The sequence below is a fragment of the Ralstonia soli genome (assembly GCF_023955655.1).
In the GTDB taxonomy this organism is placed as follows: domain Bacteria; phylum Pseudomonadota; class Gammaproteobacteria; order Burkholderiales; family Burkholderiaceae; genus Ralstonia; species Ralstonia soli.
The window spans coordinates 452,594-474,295 of the sequence record NZ_JAMXHT010000007.1 but is presented as its reverse complement, the minus strand read 5'-3'; the positions used below and the strand labels follow the sequence as shown (position 1 = coordinate 474,295).

Annotated in this window: 19 protein-coding genes; 9 read left to right on the top strand and 10 right to left on the bottom strand. The window is 63.2% G+C overall.

Features of this window, described 5'->3' with window-relative positions:
• Positions 1-77 precede the first annotated feature (77 nt).
• The 3 genes from NG900_RS20730 to NG900_RS20720 all read left to right on the top strand — a co-directional run bounded on the left by NG900_RS20730 (position 78) and on the right by NG900_RS20720 (position 2,719).
• On the top strand, positions 78-758 hold the full coding sequence (locus NG900_RS20730) for a DUF2076 domain-containing protein (RefSeq protein WP_252683240.1): 681 nt from the start codon (positions 78-80) through the stop codon (positions 756-758).
• 14 nt (positions 759-772) lie between these two features.
• A complete protein-coding gene (locus NG900_RS20725) occupies positions 773-970 on the top strand; it encodes a hypothetical protein (protein WP_252683239.1) in 198 nt (65 codons plus the stop codon).
• Between the two features lie 162 nt (positions 971-1,132).
• Positions 1,133-2,719: an isocitrate lyase gene (locus NG900_RS20720; RefSeq protein WP_252683238.1), complete on the top strand. Its 1,587-nt coding sequence runs from the start codon at positions 1,133-1,135 to the stop codon at positions 2,717-2,719.
• Between the two features lie 74 nt (positions 2,720-2,793).
• Here NG900_RS20720 and NG900_RS20715 read toward each other — a convergent pair whose 3' ends face one another.
• Complete coding sequence (locus tag NG900_RS20715) at positions 2,794-3,375, bottom strand: DUF1294 domain-containing protein (protein ID WP_252683237.1); 582 nt, start codon at positions 3,373-3,375, stop codon at positions 2,794-2,796.
• A 237-nt stretch (positions 3,376-3,612) separates the two neighbouring features.
• Here NG900_RS20715 and NG900_RS20710 point away from each other — a divergent pair, with 237 nt between their 5' ends.
• On the top strand, positions 3,613-3,936 hold the full coding sequence (locus NG900_RS20710) for a hypothetical protein (RefSeq protein ID WP_252683278.1): 324 nt from the start codon (positions 3,613-3,615) through the stop codon (positions 3,934-3,936).
• A gap of 106 nt (positions 3,937-4,042) precedes the next feature.
• Entirely contained in the window at positions 4,043-4,369 is a 327-nt protein-coding gene (locus tag NG900_RS20705) for an EthD family reductase (RefSeq protein ID WP_252683236.1), read from the top strand.
• Positions 4,370-4,576: 207 nt separating this feature from the next.
• On the opposite strand, the gene NG900_RS20700 is transcribed toward NG900_RS20705, so the two are convergent.
• A complete protein-coding gene (locus NG900_RS20700) occupies positions 4,577-5,830 on the bottom strand; it encodes an Hsp70 family protein (RefSeq protein ID WP_252683235.1) in 1,254 nt (417 codons plus the stop codon).
• 346 nt (positions 5,831-6,176) lie between these two features.
• Here NG900_RS20700 and NG900_RS20695 point away from each other — a divergent pair, with 346 nt between their 5' ends.
• The 3 genes from NG900_RS20695 to NG900_RS20685 all read left to right on the top strand — a co-directional run bounded on the left by NG900_RS20695 (position 6,177) and on the right by NG900_RS20685 (position 11,357).
• A complete protein-coding gene (locus NG900_RS20695) occupies positions 6,177-6,752 on the top strand; it encodes a dihydrofolate reductase family protein (RefSeq protein WP_252683234.1) in 576 nt (191 codons plus the stop codon).
• A gap of 373 nt (positions 6,753-7,125) precedes the next feature.
• The gene (locus NG900_RS20690; protein WP_252683233.1) at positions 7,126-8,415 is read left to right on the top strand and encodes an ABC transporter substrate-binding protein; all 1,290 of its coding nucleotides are present in this window, start codon (positions 7,126-7,128) and stop codon (positions 8,413-8,415) included.
• The gene (locus NG900_RS20685) at positions 8,412-11,357 is read left to right on the top strand and encodes a bifunctional diguanylate cyclase/phosphodiesterase (protein WP_252683232.1); all 2,946 of its coding nucleotides are present in this window, start codon (positions 8,412-8,414) and stop codon (positions 11,355-11,357) included. Before NG900_RS20690 ends, NG900_RS20685 begins: the two co-directional genes overlap by 4 nt.
• A gap of 22 nt (positions 11,358-11,379) precedes the next feature.
• Here the strand turns inward: NG900_RS20685 and NG900_RS20680 are convergent, their stop codons facing one another.
• Positions 11,380-12,300: a recombination-associated protein RdgC gene (locus NG900_RS20680; protein ID WP_252683231.1), complete on the bottom strand. Its 921-nt coding sequence runs from the start codon at positions 12,298-12,300 to the stop codon at positions 11,380-11,382.
• A gap of 151 nt (positions 12,301-12,451) precedes the next feature.
• Here NG900_RS20680 and NG900_RS20675 point away from each other — a divergent pair, with 151 nt between their 5' ends.
• Positions 12,452-13,114: a dihydrofolate reductase family protein gene (locus NG900_RS20675; protein WP_252683230.1), complete on the top strand. Its 663-nt coding sequence runs from the start codon at positions 12,452-12,454 to the stop codon at positions 13,112-13,114.
• A 35-nt stretch (positions 13,115-13,149) separates the two neighbouring features.
• Here the strand turns inward: NG900_RS20675 and NG900_RS20670 are convergent, their stop codons facing one another.
• From NG900_RS20670 to blaOXA, 7 genes are all read right to left on the bottom strand, one after another.
• A complete protein-coding gene (locus NG900_RS20670) occupies positions 13,150-14,313 on the bottom strand; it encodes an acyltransferase family protein (protein ID WP_252683229.1) in 1,164 nt (387 codons plus the stop codon).
• Positions 14,314-14,618: 305 nt separating this feature from the next.
• Positions 14,619-16,130 carry a monocarboxylate uptake permease MctP gene (gene mctP / locus NG900_RS20665; RefSeq protein ID WP_252683277.1) on the bottom strand — a complete coding sequence of 504 codons (1,512 nt, stop codon included), beginning with the start codon at positions 16,128-16,130 and terminating at the stop codon, positions 14,619-14,621.
• Positions 16,130-16,309: a DUF3311 domain-containing protein gene (locus NG900_RS20660; RefSeq protein WP_252683228.1), complete on the bottom strand. Its 180-nt coding sequence runs from the start codon at positions 16,307-16,309 to the stop codon at positions 16,130-16,132. The genes mctP and NG900_RS20660 overlap by 1 nt, the downstream gene beginning before the upstream one ends.
• A gap of 420 nt (positions 16,310-16,729) precedes the next feature.
• Entirely contained in the window at positions 16,730-19,240 is a 2,511-nt protein-coding gene (locus tag NG900_RS20655) for an autotransporter family protein (RefSeq protein ID WP_252683227.1), read from the bottom strand.
• Positions 19,237-19,821 carry a hypothetical protein gene (locus NG900_RS20650; protein WP_252683226.1) on the bottom strand — a complete coding sequence of 195 codons (585 nt, stop codon included), beginning with the start codon at positions 19,819-19,821 and terminating at the stop codon, positions 19,237-19,239. Before NG900_RS20650 ends, NG900_RS20655 begins: the two co-directional genes overlap by 4 nt.
• A gap of 606 nt (positions 19,822-20,427) precedes the next feature.
• The gene (locus tag NG900_RS20645) at positions 20,428-20,691 is read right to left on the bottom strand and encodes a hypothetical protein (RefSeq protein WP_252683225.1); all 264 of its coding nucleotides are present in this window, start codon (positions 20,689-20,691) and stop codon (positions 20,428-20,430) included.
• 15 nt (positions 20,692-20,706) lie between these two features.
• On the bottom strand, positions 20,707-21,546 hold the full coding sequence (gene blaOXA / locus NG900_RS20640; protein WP_252683224.1) for an OXA-22 family class D beta-lactamase: 840 nt from the start codon (positions 21,544-21,546) through the stop codon (positions 20,707-20,709).
• Positions 21,547-21,702: the final 156 nt, after the last annotated feature.

Genomic DNA, 21,702 nt, shown 5'->3' with positions numbered 1-21,702 from the left:
CGCCCGGCCTTAATTGTGGTTTAAGACTTGGCCCCTACCTTGGACACGTCGCACCCACCCTGATAGGAACCCGCGCCATGTCCCCGCAAGAACTGCAAGCCCTGGACAACTTCCTGGCCCAACTCACGCAAGCCCGCGCCGGGGCAAAAGACCCGCAGGCCGAAGCCCGCATTCTGGAAGCGGCCGCCCGCCAGCCGGATGCCGCCTACCTGCTCGTGCAGCGCGCCATGCTGCTCGACCAGGCACTGGCATCGGCCCAGGCGCAGATTGCCGCGCTGCAGAGCCAGTTGCAGGCAGCACAGGCCGCCCGCAACACGTCGTTCATGGATTCGGCCAACAACTGGGGCAGCCACGCCACGGGTGCCGCGCCCAACCCCGGGTATGCGCAGCCGCAAGCCGCACCCATGCCGATGCCCGCCCCCGCCCAACCGGCCCCGGCCCAACCCGCGCGCCCCGGCTTTTTGAGCGGTGGCCTGGGCAGCACGCTGGGCGGCATCGCCACCACGGCAGCCGGCGTGGCAGGCGGCGCGCTCCTGTTCCAGGGTATCGAGAACCTGTTCCACCACAACAGCAGCGGCGGCTTCTTTGGTCAGCAGCCGCTGATGGGTGGCACCACGGAAACGGTCATCAACAACTACTACGACGGCGACAGCGGCAATCGCAACACGGCCTCGCGCGATGACAACAGCCTGGGTCTGCTCGACGATAGCGATTTGGGCGGTAGTGATTACTCTGATGATGATTCCACGTTGATCTAGCCGCAGAAAGGTCCATGCCGATCTCGAGCAGGAAAAGCCGCCTTCAAGGCGGCTTTTTTGTTGAACGCGCCGCGAAAGTCGACCGCCATTGCACGGGCACCATCTCCGACCCTGAAAGCGCGTTTCACATTGCGAAATTTGCGCCGGAATTTCCCGACGCCGCCTTCCCGTTTTCTGAAAAAGCATTCCGCATCGCAAAATTCATCGCATAACCCATTGAAAAATAAAGAAAACATAAGTCTTATGTCTTATATAAGACCTTGTCGCGCCGCACCAAATCCGCCCTACAATGATTCCACGCTGCTTGCTTCGATAGACGCACCCGAACACGCAACCCTTTCCTCTCCAACGCGCTTTACTTCCAGGAAATTGACATGGCCCAGTATCAAGACGACATCAAGGCAGTTGCCGGTTTGAAAGAGAACCACGGCAGCGCATGGAACGCGATCAACCCCGAGTACGCTGCCCGCATGCGCGCGCAGAACAAGTTCAAGACGGGCCTGGACATCGCCAAGTACACCGCCAAGATCATGCGCGCCGACATGGCCGCCTACGATGCGGATCCGGCCAAGTACACGCAGTCCCTGGGTTGCTGGCACGGTTTCATCGGCCAGCAGAAGCTGATCTCCATCAAGAAGCACTTCAAGAGCACCGAACGCCGTTACCTGTACCTGTCGGGCTGGATGGTCGCTGCGCTGCGCTCGGAGTTCGGCCCGCTGCCGGACCAGTCGATGCACGAAAAGACGTCGGTCAGCGCGCTGATCCGCGAGCTGTACACCTTCCTGCGCCAGGCTGATGCCCGTGAACTGGGCGGCCTGTTCCGCGAGCTGGACGCTGCCAAGGACGCCGCCGCCCGCGCCGCCATCCAAGAGAAGATCGACAACCACGTCACGCACGTCGTGCCCATCATTGCCGACATCGACGCTGGTTTCGGCAACGCTGAAGCGACGTACCTGCTGGCCAAGCAGTTCATCGAAGCGGGTGCATGCTGCATCCAGATCGAGAACCAGGTGTCGGACGAGAAGCAGTGCGGCCACCAGGATGGCAAGGTCACCGTGCCGCATGAGGACTTCCTGGCCAAGATCCGCGCGATCCGCTACGCATTCCTGGAGCTGGGCGTGGACGACGGCATCATCGTGGCGCGTACCGACTCGCTGGGCGCTGGCCTGACCAAGCAGATCGCCGTGACCAACGAGCCGGGCGACCTGGGCGACCAATACAACTCGTTCCTCGACTGCGAAGAGCTGTCGGCGGATCAGCTGGGCAACGGTGACGTGGTCATCAAGCGCGACGGCAAGCTGCTGCGCCCCAAGCGCCTGCCGAGCAACCTGTTCCAGTTCCGCGCCGGTACGGGCGAAGCACGCTGCGTGCTGGATTGCATCACCTCGCTGCAGAACGGCGCTGACCTGCTGTGGATCGAAACCGAGAAGCCGCACATCGGCCAGATCGGCGGCATGGTGAGCGAGATCCGCAAGGTCATCCCGAACGCCAAGCTGGTGTACAACAACAGCCCGTCGTTCAACTGGACGCTGAACTTCCGCCAGCAGGTGTATGACGCCATGAAGGAAGCCGGCAAGGACGTGTCGGCCTACGAGCGCGGCCAACTGATGAGCGCCGAGTACGACGACACCGAACTGGCCAAGCAAGCCGACGAGAAGATCCGCACGTTCCAGGCAGACGCATCGCGCGAAGCCGGCATCTTCCACCACCTGATCACGCTGCCGACGTACCACACCGCTGCGCTGTCGACCGACAACCTGGCCAAGGAATACTTCGGCGACCAGGGCATGCTCGGCTACGTGGCTGGCGTGCAGCGCAAGGAAATCCGTCAGGGCATCGCTTGCGTGAAGCACCAGAACATGTCGGGCTCGGACATCGGCGACGACCACAAGGAATACTTCAGCGGTGAAGCAGCGCTGAAGGCCGCGGGTAAGGACAACACGATGAACCAGTTCCACTAAAAACTGGTTGTACCCAAAGCGAAAACGCCAACCCGATGGGTTGGCGTTTTTTTTGTTCGCAGCAGGATGACTATTCAGGCTGAGAAATACGTTTTCCAGAGCACGACCGCGCCAATGTTCAAGGCAACGGTGGTCCAAAAGGTGACCTGAAATTCTTGCTTCCGATTCTTGTGTCGAAGCAAGTGCTGGGCGACAAGCGCGCCCGGCCAGCCACCACAAAGCGAGATCAGGTGAAGATCGGTCTCGCGAATGCGCCATGCGTTGCGACTCGCGCGTGCCTTGTCGACGGCATACGCCACAAACGCAACGATGCTGGCAACAACGCAGGCGATGCCCACCTGCCGGGGGAGATAGCCGCCAAGGGCGCTCACGACGATGCCCACGAGAGCAGCCAAGCCGAGAAGCGGGGGCAGCCAGCTTGCGCCTGTGTCCTTGCTCGACTTCGGGGCGCCCGCAATCACGACGCCAACGGCTTGCATCCGGCCGTCCTTTCCTCGCGTCAGCTCGAAGCTGACACGGTCACCCGGCTTCGGCTGAACAGAACGCGTCTGCAATGCCGTAACGTGGAAGAAGACATCCTTGAGGTCCGCATGCACGTCGATGAAGCCGTAGCCTTTCTCGGCATTCCAGGATTTGATTCGTCCTGCCTTCTTCATATCGTTAGCTCGGTGTTGCGGGAGGCGGTGAGTTTAAGGCAAGGGCGGTTTATTGATAGAAGCGGCCGATGACCGCTGTCGGCAAGTTTCGGCCATTCATCGTTCCGCTTCCACTGTCCGGAGCGATGCATTACGGGCACGCCGAGACCCGATGTTCGACTCGCAGTGGCCGAAGAAGTGTCTTGGCGCTACGATCAATGCTCACAGTCCGCTTCTTCGCTGTCGAAGACTTCTTCAATGCCACGTCACCATCACCACGTCTACGTCGTCGAGCTGTCGCGGCAAGTGTTGGCCGAAACGCGCTTCGTGAAAGCCAATCCCGATTACCTTGGCGACAAGCCTTGCGTTTATGTCGGCATGACAGGGCAATCACCGGACGTGCGCTTTGACAAACACAAGGCGGGGCTGAAAGCGAACCGGTTTGTGCGGGAGTATGGCTTGCGCTTGATGCCGGAGCTGTACGAGTGCTTCAACCCGATGCCTTACGAGGCAGCACGGGAGATGGAAGTGGAGTTGTCGATCGGATTGCGCGAGGACGGGTATGCAGTCTGGCAAGCGTGAATCCGCGATGGATGCCGGAGGAGCCTGAACGGGTTCAGGCCGGTCGGATCGTCGGCAGTCACGAGAATCTCGGGGCGCCGACGCCAATGATGGCAAGGAGAACCGCATGATCAAAGTCAACGTGATGTACCCGTACACCGAAGGCGCGCGCTTCGACCACGCCTACTACCGCGACCGGCACATGCCGATGGTGAAGGCCCGGCTGGGCGGTGCCTGCGCGTACTACACCGTCGAAAAAGGCTTGGCCGGCGGAGCGCCCGGTGCACCGCCCGCCTTCGTGGCGATGTGCGCGTTCTTCTGTGATTCGGTCGAAGACTACGAGGCTGCCATACAAGAGCACCGCGCCGAGATCCTGGGCGACATCGCCAACTACACCGACATCACGCCGGTGCTCCAGGTCAGCGAGGTCGTCGTCGAGCGGTCGGATCGTTGAACGCCCTGGGTCGCTATTCATACGCTGTCGCGCGGATCAAGCGCGGAAGTCCTGGCGGGCGGACGCCGATGTCCACATTCGGCCAGAAGCGGTCGTTCGCCGCGCCGGTGACCACCCCAGTCTCAAGGTGAGCTGCATCTCCGGGGTTCCAATGTCAGCACGTCGACTACGCTCAAAACGTCTTGCCGCCCCCAGCCTTTCAGCCCGTCAGCCAAACTTGCGCGCCGCATCGCGCGCCAGGCCGGAACCGATCCCGCCGAACAGGTCGCCCTCGACGCGCCGCGCCGACGGCAGCACTTGCGCCAGTTGCTCGCGCAGCAACGGCACCCCGCTGGAGCCGCCGGCGAAGAGAATGGTATCGACCGCTTCCGCTGCGACGCCCGCCGTCTTCAGCATCGCCTGCACCGTGGAGACCGTCTTGCCGACCAGCTTCCCAATCGACTGGTCGAAGTCCTCGCGCGTGACGGGCTGCTTCAACGCGGGCGCGATGCGGTGCAGGTCGATCTCCGCCACCGGAGCGTCCGACAGCGCGATCTTCGCGGCTTCCACCTGGATGGCCAGCCAGTGGCCGGCCCGCTCGCGGATCAGGCGGATTAGGCGGTCGAGTTTTTCGGTGTCGGCGGCATCTCGGTAATTGTCCATCACCACCGCCCACGCCTTGCGCGTGTACACGTGGTTGATGGTGTGCCAGCTCGCCAGGTCGAAATACTGGCCGGACGGCATCGCCTTGCCGTTGCGCAGCGTGCTGTTCAGGCCCAGTAGCGGCATCACGCTGGCTAGGCTCAAGGCGCGGTCGAAGTCGGTGCCACCGATGTGAACGCCGCCGTTGGCGAGGATGTCCTCGCGGCGGTCAGGGCGTTTCGCGCGGTCGGGCGACAGGCGCACCAGCGAGAAGTCCGACGTACCGCCGCCAATGTCCGCCACCAGCACAAGTTCTTCACCGCTGATGCCGGCCTCGTAGTCGAACGCGGCGGCGATGGGCTCGTACTGGAAGGCGATCTCGTCGAAGCCGGCGTCGCGCGCGATTTCCGACAGCGTGTCTTCGGCGAGCTGGTCGGCCTTGGGATCTTCGTCGATGAAGAACACCGGGCGGCCCAGCACGGCGCGGCGGAATTCATGGCCGGCGGCGCGCTCGGCGCGCCTCTTGAGTTCGCCGATGAAATGCGCCAGCAGCTTGCGGAAGGGCATGGCCTGGCCCATGACCTCGGTGCTGTCATCCATCATCGACGTGCCGAGCAGGCTCTTGAGCGAGCGCATCAGGCGCCCCTCGTAGCCGGCAAGATAGTCGGTCAGCGCGGCACGGCCGTAGCTGACCAGCGGGTCTTCGGCGTGAAAGAAGATGACGGAAGGCAGCGTAACCTTGCCGTCTTCGAGCGGCAGCAGGGTGGGTGCGTCCGATCTCAGCCAGCCGACGGTGGAGTTGGACGTACCGAAATCGACGCCGCAAGCGTTTGACATCATAGGATTGTGGCTTCTCGAGTGCAGCGGGAGGCACGCGCCTGCACGGGATATCAGGAGCGGGCGCCACCGGCAAAGGGGCGCTATTGTAGTGGCTTTGTGCGACGGATCCCCTCACGGCGCCCGCTGTTACGCGCCGTCATGCGTCAGCGGGCTCGCGACCTGTGATGCTAGTGAGGCAAAGAGAGGCAGGACCGCGAAATGAAACGCAGAGCTCAGCTCGATGCTGGGCTCCGCGTTCCTATGTGAAAGGCTAAGGGCAAGCACGACGTTGGTATGTGAAGAAGGTTAGTCTGAACCCGGCCATAAGCAGACAAAAGACCGGAGCGGCCACCATGCAGGAGACACCATGCGAAACCTCAAGCTCATGGAGCACATCTCGCTGGACGGTGTAATCCAGACCTCCGGCGAGGACGATTTCCCCTACGCTGACTGGACCGCGCCCTATCGGACCCCCGAAGGCCGGGATGCTGTCCTCGCCGAGCATGGGGCGCACTTCGATCTTCTGCTCGGCCGTCGTACCTACGACATATGGTCGGCCTACTGGCCCAAGGCACCGAGCAGCCCGATGGCGGACAGCTTGAATGCGGCCACCAAATACGTCGTAACGCATCGTCCGGAAAGTCTTGAATGGGGCCCGTTTGAGTGGGTGGGCCCGGACCTTGTCGAAGGCATTCGCCGCATCCAGTCGCAGGCAGGCCCAGACCTGATTCTGTGGGGCAGTTCCACGCTGACATCGACGTTGCTCGAACACGGGCTGGTGGATGAACTCCTGCTGATCGTCTATCCCGTCCTGGTGGGTGCCGGGAAGCGCTTCTTTGCGGAGGGAACGCCTCCGTGCGCATTCGAACCCGTCAAGACACAGACAACGCCGTCTGGCGTGAACCTCTGTACTTACAAGGCTGCAGGCCGGTTGAAGATCTGATCCTCCGGCACCAAACGTTTCCGCTTCGGCAGGCCACCTTCGCACGAAGCGAGAATTCACGCGCCTGGCCACGTCGCGCCTACCGGAGAAACACGCATCGACGCCCCTTTGCGAATTAAAGGATTCGTGCTCGCTGCCGATATGCAGGTTGGCGTCTGTTGCGGTCAATCAGCTTGCTTGCCGTCCTATTCCCTCTCCGCATTCTGGCTCCCGCACGGACTTCGCAGCCTGGCCGCCGTGACTGGCACTTTTGGTCATCCGCAGGCAACGCATAGGCGGCAATATCGAGCGCTTTGATCGACGGGCGACCGCGCGATGCATTTCCCCGTCGCGCGCCCGACCGGCTCCTACCGAACCTGAAAGCGAGCGTGACGTGCAACGAAGCCACTTTATCCGGCTGCTATCCGGCCTGATCGGTTTGCTGGCGCTGTGTAGTTGCCACCAGCAGGACGCCGCCACCCCCCGTTCCACCCCGCCGCACCGAACCACCATTACCGCACTGATCTGGGCGCCGGACTGGCCCGAACAGATGCTCCAGATCGCGGCGGAGTTCAGCGCGCTCAATCCCGATGTGCGCGTGGACGTTCAGTTCATGATCGGCAACTCGGTCGAAGAGAACATCAAACCGCGCGTCGCCGCCGGCATGCTGCCCGACGTGCTGAGCGTCAACCCGAACGCCTATTCAGCCGAGCTGGCCGACCAGAACGTGCTTGCCGACGTGAGCCAGACAGTGGCGTGGCAGAACGTGCTGGCACCGCTCAGGCGCGACTGGACGAGCCGCCACGGCACGGCGTTCGGCATCTCGGGTGGCGTCGCGACGACGATGATCTACTACAACCGGGATATGTTCGCGAAAGCAGGCGTCGAGAAGGTGCCCACGAACTTCGACGAGTTTCTGCGCGTGTGTGCGCAGCTCAAACGCGCTGGGTTCACGCCGATCATGTTGAATGGCGGCTTTCCGAACATGCTCGGGAACGGGCCGTTTGCTTCAGGTTTCGCCAACAACGTGGTCGCGCACGAGCCGAACTGGAAAAGCAAGATGGCCGAGGGCACGCTGAACCTCGACACTGCGCAGGTTGCAGATATCTTCGCCAAGATGGCGCTGCTGCCGGAGCGCGGCTACGTCCAGCCCGCATTCATGTCGACCGGCTACGACGACGGCATGCAGCTCTTCAAGGAAGGCAAGGTGGCCATGACCTTTCAGGGCAGCTGGGCGGCGGGTCTGCTGCTGCATGGCAACCGCTTTGCGACGGGTGTGTTCATTCCGCCATGGAATGCGCGAGGCGAACCGGTGGTGCCCGTGCTCGGCAGCGAAACGGGCTTTGCCGTGAGCGAGACCCCCAACAAGGCGGCCGCGATGCGCTTTCTTGAATTCATCGCCGGCAAGGGTTTCCCGATCCTGCAGAAGAAGCGCCACAACATCTCGCCATTCCAGCACGACGCGGAAACAGCCGTCAGCGACCGGGAAATCGTCGACTATACGAACGCAGCCAGCCGCTACCCGGTGACGGCCAGCCCGTATTACTCAACGCTGCCATCGAACACGCTCGAGTCACTGCACGGGTTGATGCAGGACGTGCTGCTCAAGAAGATGACGCCCAGGCAGGCGGCGAAGCACCTCGACCAATCGGTCAAGAATGAAGCGAAGATGCACTACAAATGAATTCCATCACGAGGTTGCTGGCACGCGCGCTCGACTATCTCTCACAGGACCTGCTTCGCCGTGTTGAGATCCGGTACCGGCTGATTGCCGCTTTCATCCTGCTTGCCCTGCTGCCGATCTTCATTTCGGGTTGCCTCTCGTATGTGAAATCGATCGCGGCGATCCAGGAGAATGCCGAGATTTTCTCGAAGGAGGTGGTCAAGCAAGTCTCGAGAAACATCGAGTTGCGCATGCAGCAGATCGAGACCGAAAGCAACCTGCTGGTGCTCTCCAACCGCGTTCAGGACGCGCTCTCCCGGGCCGAGCGCGGCAACGCCAAGGAACAGAGTGACGCTCGCCAGGACATGGCACGCCTGCTTCTCGAACATTACGGATCGGTCGATTTCATCAACCAGAAGTACCTGCTCGACAAGGACAACCGGATTCTGGATACCCAGGCGGCCGCGCAACTGACCCAGGGCGTGACAAACCTGGTCAGGCAAGCGCAGAACACGAACGAGCGAACCTACTGGGGCAGCTACGACAACGGTGTCGGCCAGCAAAACCTGGGGGTGGTACGCGCCATCATCAGCAAGAACAGCAACCAGCAGCTCGGCAATCTGGTGCTGATCGTCCGCCCGGCCTATTTCTCGACCATCTTCAACGACGTGGCCACGGGCAGCGGCACGCAGATCTACATTCTCGATACCAACGGCAACAAGGTGGTCATCCGGCCCGATGACGCATCGGACAACGCCGGCGCGAATCCGGAACCCCGCCTGCTGGAGAACATCGCGCACAACGCGACATCGGGCGAAGTGCGCAGCCTCGTTTCAGTGGCTGGCGAACACGGCGGACGCTACCTGGCTGCCTACGCGAGAATCCCGGGCACGACGTGGTTCGTGGTCAGCACGATCGCCGAGAAAACGCTGACGGTCGAGGCGCAGGCGGTGCGCAACCAGATTGTCCTGGTCGGCATCTCGGGGTTTCTGCTGTCGATCTTCCTGGCGTATTTCATCTCGCACAGCATTTCCGCGCCGCTCAGGGAGCTGGTGCGCAAGGTGCACGACACCGGCGACGATGCAGGCGCCCAGCTGGACGAAGCGGCGCAGGCAGGTGCCGGGCCACGCGCCAGGGACGAACTCGGCAGGCTCGCGCAGCGCTTCGAAAAGATGCGCGATGCGATCCAGCAGAAGATCCAGAAGATCAACGAGATCAACGCCTCGCTCGAGCAAACTGTCGTCGAGCGGACGGCGGAACTGGTCGCACGCGAGCGCGAATCGCGCACGCTGATCGAGAACTCGCCCGACACCATTGCCCGCTACGACCGCGCATTCCGCCGCATCTATGCCAATCCGGCGTTCTGTACCGCGTTGGGATGCAGCTTGGCCGAGGCGCTCGGCAAGCGGCCCTCGGAACTGCCCGGCGGCGCCAACGCACGCATTTATGAAAGCGTCATCAGCGAAGTCATTTCCAGTGGAACGAGTGCCCATTTCGAACTGAAATGGGCCGGCAGGGATGGGCGGGAACAATGCTCGCACATCCGAATCACGCCGGAGGTCGACCGGTCCGGCAATGTGACTTCCGTGCTGGCGGTCGGCCGCGATCTTTCCGACCGGATGGCGTTCGAGGCCACCATCTGGAAACAGGCCAACTTCGATGCACTGACGGGCTTGCCCAACCGCCAGATGTTCCATGAACGGCTCGCGCACGAAGCAAGGCAACCGGGCCGCTCCAGGCGGCGCATGGCGTTGATGCTGATCGACCTCGACCGCTTCAAGGAGGTCAACGACTCGCTTGGGCACGACACGGGAGACAGGCTGCTGATCGAGGCCGGCAAGCGCATCAGTGCGTGCGTGGGCCCATCGGATACGGTTGCCCGTCTTGGCGGCGACGAGTTCACCATCATCTTGCCCCGCCTGGACGACGCCCAGGACGTTGAGCGAATCGCCCGAACCATCATCGGCAGACTGGCCGACCCATTTCAGCTCGGCGCGGACGAGGCGTTCATTTCCGCCAGCGTCGGGATCACGTTCTTCCCCGACGACGCGCACGATCTCGACGTGCTGTTCAAGAACGCCGATCAGGCCATGTATGCGGCCAAGAATGCCGGGCGCAACCGCTTCAGCTACTTCACGCCCGACATGCAGGTCGAGACCGAACGGCGCCTGCGGCTTACCAGCGACTTGCGCGTCGCGCTGCCCAGCGAGCAGTTCGAGGTCTGCTATCAACCCATCATCGACCTGGCGACGGGCGAGGTCTGCAAGGCGGAGGCGCTGATCCGCTGGCGGCATCCCGAGCGCGGCACGATCAGCCCGCTCGATTTCATTTCTCTGGCGGAAGATACGGGGCTCATCGTCCCCATTGGCGATTGGGTGTTCCGGCAAGCGGTACAGCAGGCCCGCCAATGGCGCGACCGCTTCGATCCGTCGTTCCAGATCAGCGTCAACATGTCGCCGGTCCAGATGCGGCAGGACAGCCAGTTGTGTGCGCGCTGGTCGGATTTTCTCGCGCGCGAAGGCATGCCCGCGCAGAGCGTGGTGGTGGAAATTACCGAAGGGCTGCTATTGCAGGCCGAATCGCGAAATGACGAAACGCTGCTGACCTTGCGCGACGCAGGCATCGGGATCTCGATCGACGATTTCGGGACCGGTTACTCGTCGCTCGCCTATCTCAAGCGCTTCGACGTCGACTACCTGAAGATCGATCGCTCGTTCGTCCACAACCTGAGCCTTGACGTCGACAACCAGGCGCTTTGCGAGGCGGTGGTCGTTCTCGCGCATAAACTGGGGCTCGAAGTCATTGCCGAGGGTGTGGAGACGGCCGAGCAGCGGGATTTCCTCAAGGCCGTCGATTGTGATTTCGCCCAGGGCTTTTTCTACTCCACGCCAGTGCCGGCCGCTACGTTCGAGCGGCTGGTGTGGCCGCAGATCGCCGCGCCCATCACCGATGTTCAGGGATGACGGCGTCGACGGCCAATGCAGTTCAGGCGGCCGCCTGCTGCACCGTGTCGTTCTGATCGCCGCCCAGGATCTCCACCAGATCGGCCAGCATCCTGGCCAGCTCACCCGTCATCAGCGTGACGTCCGATTCGAAGCGCTCGTCGTCGTTCTGCGCGGTCGGGTCGGCCGCTTCCTTGATCACGTCGAGCGGCGTGACGCGCTTGATCGTCAGCGACGGCGTCAGCACGAACGAGACCCGGTCGTCCCACGTCATCGCGAGGCGCATGCACTGTTTGCCGGCTTCGATGTGGCGCCGCATATCGTCGGCTTCGAGCGCGTGGCCGACGTAGCGCACCGTGGCGCCGCCCTCACCGGTTGAGCGCAGTTCGGCGTCCTGGTCCACGGTGAATCCGCCCGGTGCCTCACCGGAGAGCAGCCACTCCGTCATCGCGGCCACGGCCGAATACGCCACGCGCACGCTGGTGAGCGGCAGCTGATCGATCGATTTGACGAGCAGGCCGCGAATGTCGTCGGCAAGCGTCTGCGAAGCGGCATCGATGACGAGCCAGCCGTTGACCGGGTCGATCCACACGCGGGTATCGCGCCGGATGCTGAACGCGCGCGGCAGCAACTCGTCGGTCACCTGCTCCTTGAGTTCACGCAGTTGCTTGCGGCCGGGCTTAAAGCCCTGCTGCTCTTCCATCTCAAGCGCGCGGGCCTTGGTCACCTGATTGACGACCGACGCCGGCAGCAACTTCTTTTCCGAGCGAAACACCAGCAGCATCTGCCGGTTGACGGAATACACGAGCGCACCGTCATCGCGCGGCGACGCCCATCCGGAGGTCTGTTTCTCGACACTGTTGCCCGCTTGGAACGCGTGCGGTGCCAGCCACTTTTCAAGCTGGTCGGGGGTCACGGCCCAGGGTGCCGGAAGACGATGAAGCTGAAGGTTCTTGAACCACATGGGAGTACGGGCAAAGTGCGCGATTTTAAATGACAGCGGCACTTCCCCGCCAATCGCTGTAGGTACCTGCAAACAACGGCGCGGTACTAAGATGCATGTCCGGACGCCGGCATGCGTGGATGACCTGCCGGCCCCTAACCGGAGGCACACGATGACACACGTTCGCGTTGCAGGCTTCACCCTCTCAATCGACGGCTACGGAGCGGGGCCGGATCAGGACATCGACAATCCGCTCGGCGTGGGCGGGACGGAGCTGCACCAGTGGCTGGTGCCGACACGCACATTCCAGCGAGCCTTGTTCGGCAAGGACGGCGGCACAACGGGGGTGGACGATGGCTTCGCCGCCCGCAGCTTTCAGAACGTCGGGGCGTGGATCCTTGGACGCAACATGTTCGGCCCCATCCGTGGCGACTGGCCGGATACCAAGTGGAAAGGCTGGTGGGGAGACAGCCCGCCGTATCACGTGCCCGTCTTCGTGCTGACCCACCACGCGCGCCCGTCCATTGAGATGGAAGGCGGCACGACGTTCCACTTCATCACCGGCGGCATTCACGAAGCGCTCGACCGGGCACGCGAGGCCGCCGCCGGCATGGATGTGCGCATCGGCGGTGGGCCGGGCACGATCCGGCAGTATCTGCGCGAGGGGCTGATCGACGAGTTGCACCTTGCGATCTCGCCAGTGCTGCTCGGTCGCGGAGAGCCGCTGTTCGAGGGGATCGACTTGCGGGCCCTGGGATACGTGTGCGTTGAATCCGTGGCTTCCGACAAGGCGATGCATGTCGTGTTGCAGCGCCAGGGGCGTGCAGGCGCCTGATACCGCACTGATGGCGAGCCCAGAGCCGCTCGCCATCAAATGCGACTGCGGCGCCGTGCGGCTGAAACCTGTCCGACCAGCAGATCGACGTATTGCCTCACCACCGACGTGTTCCTCTCGAATAGCCACCACAGGGCCCAGCACACGCACAGCAGCAGGACAAGCCAGCCCGTGAAGACGAGCACACTGGCGCCGTTGGCCGGCATGCGCTCATTCCTGTAGAACTCGGCGCCGATCAGCATGACAAGCGGGAAGTGCGACAAGTAGAGGGTGTAGGACAACTGCGCCAGGGCGCTCGAGAATTGGTCGAAGCGGCTCTCAGCCGCATGCTGCGCGCCGGGAACGATCAACACCGCGCAAACCGCGGCAAACGCAGAGCCCAGCAGAAGATCGGGAAGACCCCACGCGACACCGGGAATGATGCGCAGCCGGCTCAACACCAGGCATGCGGCAAACAGCCCGAACAACCCCGCCGCCGCGGCGCGAAAATGGCATGCCATAAACGCCACGAGTTCGCGTCTTGCCGCAAACACGGCCAGGCCGAGGAGCCAGACCATATATCCGGACAGCATCGAAAACGGTATGAAACACAGGACGAGCACAGCCAGCAGCGCACATGCCAATCGGCGCATCACCGTAGGGCGCTCGCCGATTTTCGCCGCCGCCATCGCCATCAACGGGAACAGCATGTAGTACCAGAACTCGTTGGCCAGGCTCCAGAGCGGGCCGTTGGAGCCATAGACCGGGACCACGATGGTCTGCAGGAACAAGAGGTTGCCCACGGCTGTTGCGAGGCTCGCGTCATAGGCACCCGATTGCGGAGCAGAATGCCATGTTTCGGCGAACGCGCCATCAAGCACGCTGGGTGCGGTGGCCCAGACAACGTTGTCGACCACATACGTGAGCAACAGGCAGGGAATGAGTACGGTCCAGAGCCTGGACAGGCGTGCGGACAGGTACGTGGTCCACTGGAACTGTATGCCGGCCTTGAGCGCTGCGCCCCCCACGAAGAATCCGCTGAGAACAAAAAAGACCACCACGGCCTGATGGCCCAGCCCCGTCACAAAGTAGAAGCCCTTGATCCAGGCGGGACTCTGCGAGGCACGCTGGAAGTCCACCATGGTCGCGTTACGGAGGTGCTCCGCAACAACGATCAGCGCACTGCCCCCTCTGACCAGATCGAGTCTCGCGTATCTCATAGACGGGCACCCCCAACGGAATTCGGCTTCGCCGTGTGATCACGCTGCCACTGCAGGTTGCGCCCGTCGGTGTGGTGGGCCACGTTACCTGCGCAATTGGCCTGCAACGCCGCTAGGTTGCCGGGGTGACCGCAACCCCAAACACAGGTTGGTCAGGATCCATGCCGGAAGATCGGCCACCAGTCCGCCTGTCGTTCCATCAACGCTTGACCGGCCATATTCGATCCGCTCAAACGCAAAGCCCCAAACAAAAGAGCCGGCACCCTTCGGCACCGGCCCTGTGTCTACGCAACGCGTCGCGTCAATCAACCCGCCGACTTGCGCAGCGCGGGCGCTTCTTCCCCGCGCTTGCCGAAAATCAGCTGTACCACCACCGCCACGACGATGTTGAAGACCAGTGCCGCCAGGCCCGTGTAGACGGTGTACTTGTCACCGCCAATCACGAAGGTGTGCACAGGCTTGATGCCATCAGAAAACGCCAGCCAGCTGCCGCTGATCATGCCGGCCGCCCAGCCGGCCAGCAGTGCCGGTGCGCGGAAGCGGTTGGAGATGTTGAACAGCCCGAACACGACCGACGGGAAGGTCTGCACGATCCACACACCGCCCAGCAGTTGCAGATCCAGCGCAAACTTGGTCGGCAGGAACAGGATGAACACCAGGGCGCCCGCCTTGACGATCAGCGAGATCACCTTGGCCACCTTTTCCTGGCCGGCGGCGGTGATGTCTGGTGCCACATACGGCTTCCAGAAGTTGCGCGTGAACAGGTTGGCCGCGCCAATCGACATGACGGCCGCCGGCACCAGCGCACCAATGGCGATGGCCGAGAACGCAAACCCGGTGAACCAGCTCGGGAACAACGCGTTGAACAGCGCGGGCACCACGTCGTTGTTGTTGGTGACCTTGATGCCTGCCGCATACGCCATGAAGCCCAGCAGCGCGATCAAACCCAGCAGCACGGTATAGGCCGGCAGGAACACCGCGTTCTTGCGCACCGTGTCTGCACTGCGCGCCGCAAACACGCCGGTGAGCGTATGCGGGTACATGAACGCAGCCAGCGCCGAGCCGATGGCCAGCGTGGCGAACGGCAGGAACTGCGCAGACTTGAGCGTAAGGCCCGTGGCCCCGCCCTTCACGGCAAACGCGTCATGCGCCGAGGCAAACACCGCGCCGTAGCCGCCGAGCTTGGCCGGCACCAGCACCACTGCCACCAGCACCACGATGTAGATCATGATGTCTTTGACGAAAGCGATGAGTGCCGGTGCACGCAGGCCGGCGGAGTACGTGTACAGCGCCAGGATGACAAACGCGGCCGCCAATGGCAGCTCGCCCGTCAGGCCCAGCGCCTTGATCACGACCTCCATGCCGATGAGCTGCAGCGCGATGTAGGGCATCGTCGCCACCACGCCGGTCAGCGCCACCGCAAACTCCAGCGAGCGTGAGCCGTAGCGGCCGTACACCGCATCAGCCGCCGTGACGTGGCCATTGGCATGCGCCACCTTCCACAGTTTTGGCATGATCAGGAACACGATCGGGTACACCAGGATCGTGTACGGCAGCGCGAAGAAGCCATACGCGCCGACCGCATACACGAGTGCCGGCACGGCGATCACGGTGTAGGCGGTGTAGAAATCGCCGCCGACCAGGAACCACGTGATCCAGGTGCCGAAGTTGCGGCCGCCCAGGCCCCATTCGTCGATGTGCGCGCCCTTGTCGGAATCGCCGCGCTGCCAGCGCGAGGCGATGAAACCCATCACCGTGACGAGTGCGAAGAAGAAGATGAAGACGGCGAGCGCGGTCCAGTTGATCTGTCCGTCCATCATTCTTCTCCTTTGCTCTGACCGTTCTTGAAGACGATCCAGATCAGCAGCGAGGTGATCGGCACCCACATGAACTGGTACCAGTAGAAGAACGGAAAGCCGAACAGCATGGGCGTTTCCTGGTTGTAGAACGGCACCCACAGCAGGCCGATGAAAGGCAGTGCGAGCAAGAACTTCATGGTTGTCTCCTGATGGGGACTTCGGATGTTGTTTTGAACCGGTGAGGTGCCACGCAAGAGATTGCGGGCGGATGCTTCCGGAGTCAGGCTCCGTCTTGTCGTTGTGGGCGCACTCTGATCCCGCCCGTGCTCCAAGACCATTCGCACCTGTACGCAATCGCCACACGTAGAACTACGCAGTAAGCGTAGGCTTTTCGCGCAAAATAACCAATCGCTAAGACTGGCGCGGGTTTCCTAGGGTTTTCACGAATTCCTGTAGCGGCAAACAACAGCCGATTTGCGTGAGCAACATTCGCAAGCCACTGCCGATGGCTTGGCACCAAGCACAACGGGGAGCCACCTGGGCTCCCCGTTGATTGTTGTGGTGCAGCAGGAAGCCCTGGCATCCACAGGGTTACTGCATGGCACGGCATGCTTGCCTTACCAGTTCCAGCGCACGCCGAGCTTGCCGTCGTAGCCGTGCAGGCGGCCGTCCGAGCTGATCTGGTACCCCACGCTGGCATAGAACGATGCCGTGCGCGTGAACTGCGCCGTCACGCCGGCCTGCAGGTCGAGCACGGTGGCGGGCATGCTCGAAGTGAACGGCACCCAGCCGTCGGCCGACGAGAACGATGTCGTGCTCGTACCGCGAAACTCCTGCCACACACTCGCCCGGAACCACGTGGAACGCGGACGCTCCGGCGTGTCGCCCCAGTCCTTCGCCACTCGCACGCCAACGCGGCCGAGCAGCGATTGCACGTTGCCGAAGCGCACCTGCGCCGCCGGGTCCGAGCCATCGGCCAGGCCGATGCGCTGATAGATCAACTGCGCCTGCGGTTCGACGCGCCAGCGGTTGTCCAGCGCGATCGGGTAACCCGTTTCCAGAGACAGCGCATAGCCCAGGCCATGCGAGGTCAGCCCCGCCATGCGCGTCGGCGACGACTTCACGTCGTAGCGCGTGCCCTGCGCGACGGCATCGACGTACCAATCGCTGGGGCTGAAGTGCGTCCAGTACACGCCGACGGTGGTGGCGTTGATGCCGTTGCTGCCGGCATTGGTGCCGTCGGCATGCGTGACGTCACCCGTGATGCGGCCGGTGGAGAACATCACGCCGGCGTGGTCGCGGCTGTTGTCGGCGTTCTGCGCACGGTACAGGTCGCTGCCGAGCTGCACGGCGGCAAGCTGGTAGTCGAAGGCCGGGCCGTCAGCGCCGTAGATGCCGCCGTCCGACATGCGGCTGCCCTTCTGGCCGATCACACGAGCCCAGGCGCCGTTGAAGGCCTTGCCGCCATTCTTGTCGCCATTGGGCACGCCGGTGCGCAGCAGCGTCTCGTCACCCACGCGCTCGTGCAGCGTGTCGAGCATGGCGCGGCTAACCATCAGCGCCATCGACGGCACGGCGGTGTACAGCGACACCTCGGGGCGGTAGTTCGGCACCTCGTGCGGGGTGATGGGGTTCGGGTCCGGCGTGACGTCCGGCGTGGGCGGATTCGGATTCGGGTTCGGGGTCGGATCCGGGGTCACGTTCGGCGTGGGGTCCGGGTCCGGGGCCGGACGCGTCGAACGCAGGTACCAGCTATCAGCCGAGCCCGTACCGCCACGGTGCAGCGTGTATTCGTACGGACCTGCCACCACAGGGGCGGCCAGCGCAAACGCACCGGCCTGCGTGGTCGCGCCATTCACGGCCGCGATGACCTGGATGCCGTTGCCCGTGGTCTGCGCGCCCGCGCCACCCACGTTGGTGACGCGCACCGCCGTGTTGCCCGCAGCGCCTCCGCCCGACAGCACGAGCTGGTCGGTGGGCGAGTTGTCGGTACCCAGCTGTGTGTTGAGCGCCAGCGTGCTGCCGGCCCCCATGAAGCTGCCGTTGACCGCCAAACGATTGCCCACGCCTGCGCCGCCAACCTGCAGGGTGCCCGTGTTGAACAGCGCGCCGTTGATGGTGAACGTGCCCCTGCCGCCGCCCGCCAGCGACGGCACGGCATCGGCCACAGCCAGCGTGCCATCGTTGCGCACGCTGCCGCTCACACTGCCGAAGCCGCCCAGCGTGGCGCCGCTGTTGACCAGCGTTCCACCCGCAAGCGACGCATTGGCGTGCGTGGCATCGCCCACCACCAGCGTGCCGGCCGCGACGGTCGTGCCACCGCCCACGCTGTTGTTGCCATTCAGGGTGAGCACGCCGCTGCCGAGCTTGGTCAGCGCGCCGCTGCCCGTGATGCCCTGCGACAGCGTCGAGGCAAAGCCCTGCGTATCGATCGTGCCGCCGCCCGCGTTGAGCGTGACGGCACGCGCGGCTGCGAGGTCGACGTTCTGCGTGAGCTGCAGCGTACCGCCGTCAAACGACACGCCGCCGGTCGCCGCGCCCAGTGCGTTGTCGGCGCCAATGGCCACCGTACCGCCGTTGATGCGCGTGCCGCCCGCATACGTGTTGCCGCCAGCTGCCGTGGGGGCGAGCGTGAGCGTGCCGGCGCCGGTCTTCTCCACCGCGCCCGCGCCGGAGATGAGCCCCGCATACGTGCCGGTATCCGGTTGGTCAAAGCGTACGAGACCGTTGTTAACGATGGTCGGCATCAGGCTCTGCGCTCGCCCCTGCAGCGTGCCCGCCGCATCCACGGTGATGTTGCCGGTGTAAGCGGCGTTGTTGCCGGTAAGGATGAGCGTGCCCTGCTGCACGGTGGCGTTCTTCACGCCGCTCACGGTGCCGGTCAGCGTCCAGGTGCCGGTGTCGTTCTTGATGAGCGTCTGGAAGTTGCTGATGTTGCCGGGCAGTGCGCTGTCGCCCGCGCCGCTCAGGTAGATCGTGTTGGAACCCCCACCGCCGTTGAAATTGCCGGTGATGGTCGAGCCGGTGTACAGGCGCAGCGTGTCGTTACCGCCGGCAAACACCAGGTTGCCGATCACGGCGCCCTTGTTGGTGAAGTCGACGCTGGCGTTGCCCGAACTGCCGATCACGTTGCCGTTCGCTTGGATGACGCCGGTCTCATTGTTGATGATGGTGTGCTGCCGCTCAGGTTGTCGAACCAGATGGCGGCGGCGGTGTTCGAGCGGATCGTGCCGTTGTTGATGACGGTGTTGCCCGAGCCCATCACGTTGACGGCCTCGCCGTTCCGCTGGCTTCCATTGGACAGCACGCTGCCGCCCTGGTCCACCGTGAGCGTGCCGTTGCTGCGGAACTCGATGGTGTTGTTGCCGGTGCCGAACAGGCCTGGGCCGCTGGTGGCGTTGTTGCTGACGGTCGCGCCGTTCTGCACATTGATGTTGGCGCCGTCGCGCAGGCTGATCGCGTTGGCGCTGCCCACGCTGATCGTGCTGCCCGATTGCACGGTCACCGTGCGGTTGTCTTCCGCAGCGTTGTTGCCGGTGCCAACCGTCTGCGACCACGGATTGGGAGAAGTGGCGTCGCACGTGGTGGTGGCGCCAGTCGTCACGCAGGCTGCCTTGGCTGCAATGGCAAACAGCGTCAGGGGCGACGCGACCAGCGCCATGGAAAGCATGCGTTGCCGCTCGCGGCGGCGTAGAGATGTCGTCGGCATATTGTTTTTCCCGTGCCTGCGCACCGCCGACGACACCTCTGCATACCGCGCCACGCTGCAATGACAACGCTGGACCCGACACACCAAGGTTCGCCCGCGGAGCAGACACCGCTCCGAGAAACACAGGGTGGATGGATGGATACGAACTTCCCGTTCATTGCCGCCGGATCCGGTACGCCAGTGCGGCGACCGGTGGAGCGATTGGGCCGCTCTGACGGCGGCTCCTGCTCCGCAAACGATTCAGCTGCACGATCCACCTGGGAGTGCATGGCGACCCTGAGTCGTTGCTTGCGGTGAATTCTGGGCAAGCACAGCGCATCAAAATTCAACAAATGCAAAAACCTGCTCAGGCATTACTCAGGTTGCCGAAGGGCGCCGGGCGGTCAATAGGCTTTGCCGAAATTCAGAATCAAAACGCGATTTATATTTCCTTTCTTTAACCAAGGAAAACCCGTTTTATTCACGCGCGCTTTATATGTTTTTTATTTATCCGACATCCATTTTGAATGGATGAATTCGCGCGGAGTTGCCTCAGGAATCGCCCGCAAACGGCTTGGTTCTAAGGAAAAACCCGTAGTCAGGGTTCGCGTTCAATCGCCTGTTTCTTTAGAGTAAATCCTCAAAATCGTGTGGTGTTTTCAATTTGTTTTCAATCTGTATGCTGAAATACTTGTAAGGTGCTTTCATCGCGCGCATTCCTATCCCACTTAGCCCGGCATTCCCCTCGCCGGGTCTTTTTTTGGGCGTGCGGCAAGCTGCCGCGCCTGCGACGAACCGTCGCAAACTTTGGCGACATTGCAAATGCGGCAAAGCTTCAGCGGTGGCTTGCGCCATGAAGCGACGGTGCGCGGCGAGGCCGTGCACCGCCATGCGTAACGCGATGGCTCAGTGGCCAGCGAAGGCCAGCACTTCCGGCAGGCGCGCGAGCATCGCATCGCGCGAGCGCACGCCTGTGGAAGTCGGCTCCACCTTGTCGTCCTGGATCAGGTTGGCGAACACGTAAGTCCGACTGTCGGCACCCGTGCCTTTTTTCGCCCAGCCCACAAACCACCCATAGGCGTGTGCCTGGTCCCACGTGCCATCGGGCGACGTATTGCCCGGCGCCGGTCCGGCCATGCCCGTCTTGCCCTGCACCGCCCAGCCGCCCGGCACCTGCCAGCTCTGCACGGTGCGCTCGACCTTCTCGTACGTCTGCGCCGACACCGGCAGTTGCCGGTTGACCAGCCTGCGCAGGAAACCGACCTGCTCCTGCGGCGAGATCTTCAGCGACGAGGTGATCCACGAGCGGTCCAGGCCGTTGTTCTTGCCCGGATCGCCGCTCACATCCATGTTGCCGTAGTCGAGCTTGCGCACGTAGGCCTGGAACGCTTGCGCGCCCATTGCATGCGTGATGCGCTGCGAGTACCACACCACCGAATACTGCAGCCACAGCGTCGGGTCGACCGGCTGGCGCCAGGCCTCGCCGCCCCAATCCGGGTCACCGCGCTTGATGTGCTCGACCGGCGCGTGCGGGTTTTTCAGAAAGCCATGGTCATAGCCCATGACGGCCAGCGCCAGCTTGAAGGTGGACGCCGGGGTGACACGCTCGTCGCAGCGGCCTTCGTGCAGAACCACCTTGCCCGTGGCGGCATCGGCAACGACCGTGCAGATCGTGTGCTCGGCATGGGCGAAGGTGGCCAGCGCGGCCAGCAGGGCGCCGGTGGCGGCGTGGCGGAGTTTCATCATCGAACAACCTCGTGAGGGGGGGGGAAAAGCTGCGCGGCAGCATAGCAGCGCAGTTGTTCCCGCGTAGACCGCCGCGGGCGTAACGGCTGTAACGCTGGCGCTTCGGGCGGAATATCCGTCTGGACAAGAAGGGCTTGCAAATTTTCTGGCGATCGG

What these genes read in the sequence shown, in the direction of transcription:
- NG900_RS20730 (WP_252683240.1), top strand. Translation starts at nt 78, where the DNA reads ATGTCCCCGCAAGAACTGCAAGCCCTGGACAACTTCCTGGCCCAACTC.
- NG900_RS20725 (WP_252683239.1), top strand. Translation starts at nt 773, where the DNA reads ATGCCGATCTCGAGCAGGAAAAGCCGCCTTCAAGGCGGCTTTTTTGTT.
- NG900_RS20720 (WP_252683238.1), top strand. Translation starts at nt 1,133, where the DNA reads ATGGCCCAGTATCAAGACGACATCAAGGCAGTTGCCGGTTTGAAAGAG.
- NG900_RS20715 (WP_252683237.1), bottom strand. Translation starts at nt 3,375, where the DNA reads ATGAAGAAGGCAGGACGAATCAAATCCTGGAATGCCGAGAAAGGCTAC.
- NG900_RS20710 (WP_252683278.1), top strand. Translation starts at nt 3,613, where the DNA reads ATGCCACGTCACCATCACCACGTCTACGTCGTCGAGCTGTCGCGGCAA.
- NG900_RS20705 (WP_252683236.1), top strand. Translation starts at nt 4,043, where the DNA reads ATGATCAAAGTCAACGTGATGTACCCGTACACCGAAGGCGCGCGCTTC.
- NG900_RS20700 (WP_252683235.1), bottom strand. Translation starts at nt 5,830, where the DNA reads ATGATGTCAAACGCTTGCGGCGTCGATTTCGGTACGTCCAACTCCACC.
- NG900_RS20695 (WP_252683234.1), top strand. Translation starts at nt 6,177, where the DNA reads ATGCGAAACCTCAAGCTCATGGAGCACATCTCGCTGGACGGTGTAATC.
- NG900_RS20685 (WP_252683232.1), top strand. Translation starts at nt 8,412, where the DNA reads ATGAATTCCATCACGAGGTTGCTGGCACGCGCGCTCGACTATCTCTCA.
- NG900_RS20680 (WP_252683231.1), bottom strand. Translation starts at nt 12,300, where the DNA reads ATGTGGTTCAAGAACCTTCAGCTTCATCGTCTTCCGGCACCCTGGGCC.
- NG900_RS20675 (WP_252683230.1), top strand. Translation starts at nt 12,452, where the DNA reads ATGACACACGTTCGCGTTGCAGGCTTCACCCTCTCAATCGACGGCTAC.
- NG900_RS20670 (WP_252683229.1), bottom strand. Translation starts at nt 14,313, where the DNA reads ATGAGATACGCGAGACTCGATCTGGTCAGAGGGGGCAGTGCGCTGATC.
- mctP (WP_252683277.1), bottom strand. Translation starts at nt 16,130, where the DNA reads ATGGACGGACAGATCAACTGGACCGCGCTCGCCGTCTTCATCTTCTTC.
- NG900_RS20660 (WP_252683228.1), bottom strand. Translation starts at nt 16,309, where the DNA reads ATGAAGTTCTTGCTCGCACTGCCTTTCATCGGCCTGCTGTGGGTGCCG.
- NG900_RS20650 (WP_252683226.1), bottom strand. Translation starts at nt 19,821, where the DNA reads ATGCCGACGACATCTCTACGCCGCCGCGAGCGGCAACGCATGCTTTCC.
- NG900_RS20645 (WP_252683225.1), bottom strand. Translation starts at nt 20,691, where the DNA reads ATGGCGGTGCACGGCCTCGCCGCGCACCGTCGCTTCATGGCGCAAGCC.
- blaOXA (WP_252683224.1), bottom strand. Translation starts at nt 21,546, where the DNA reads ATGATGAAACTCCGCCACGCCGCCACCGGCGCCCTGCTGGCCGCGCTG.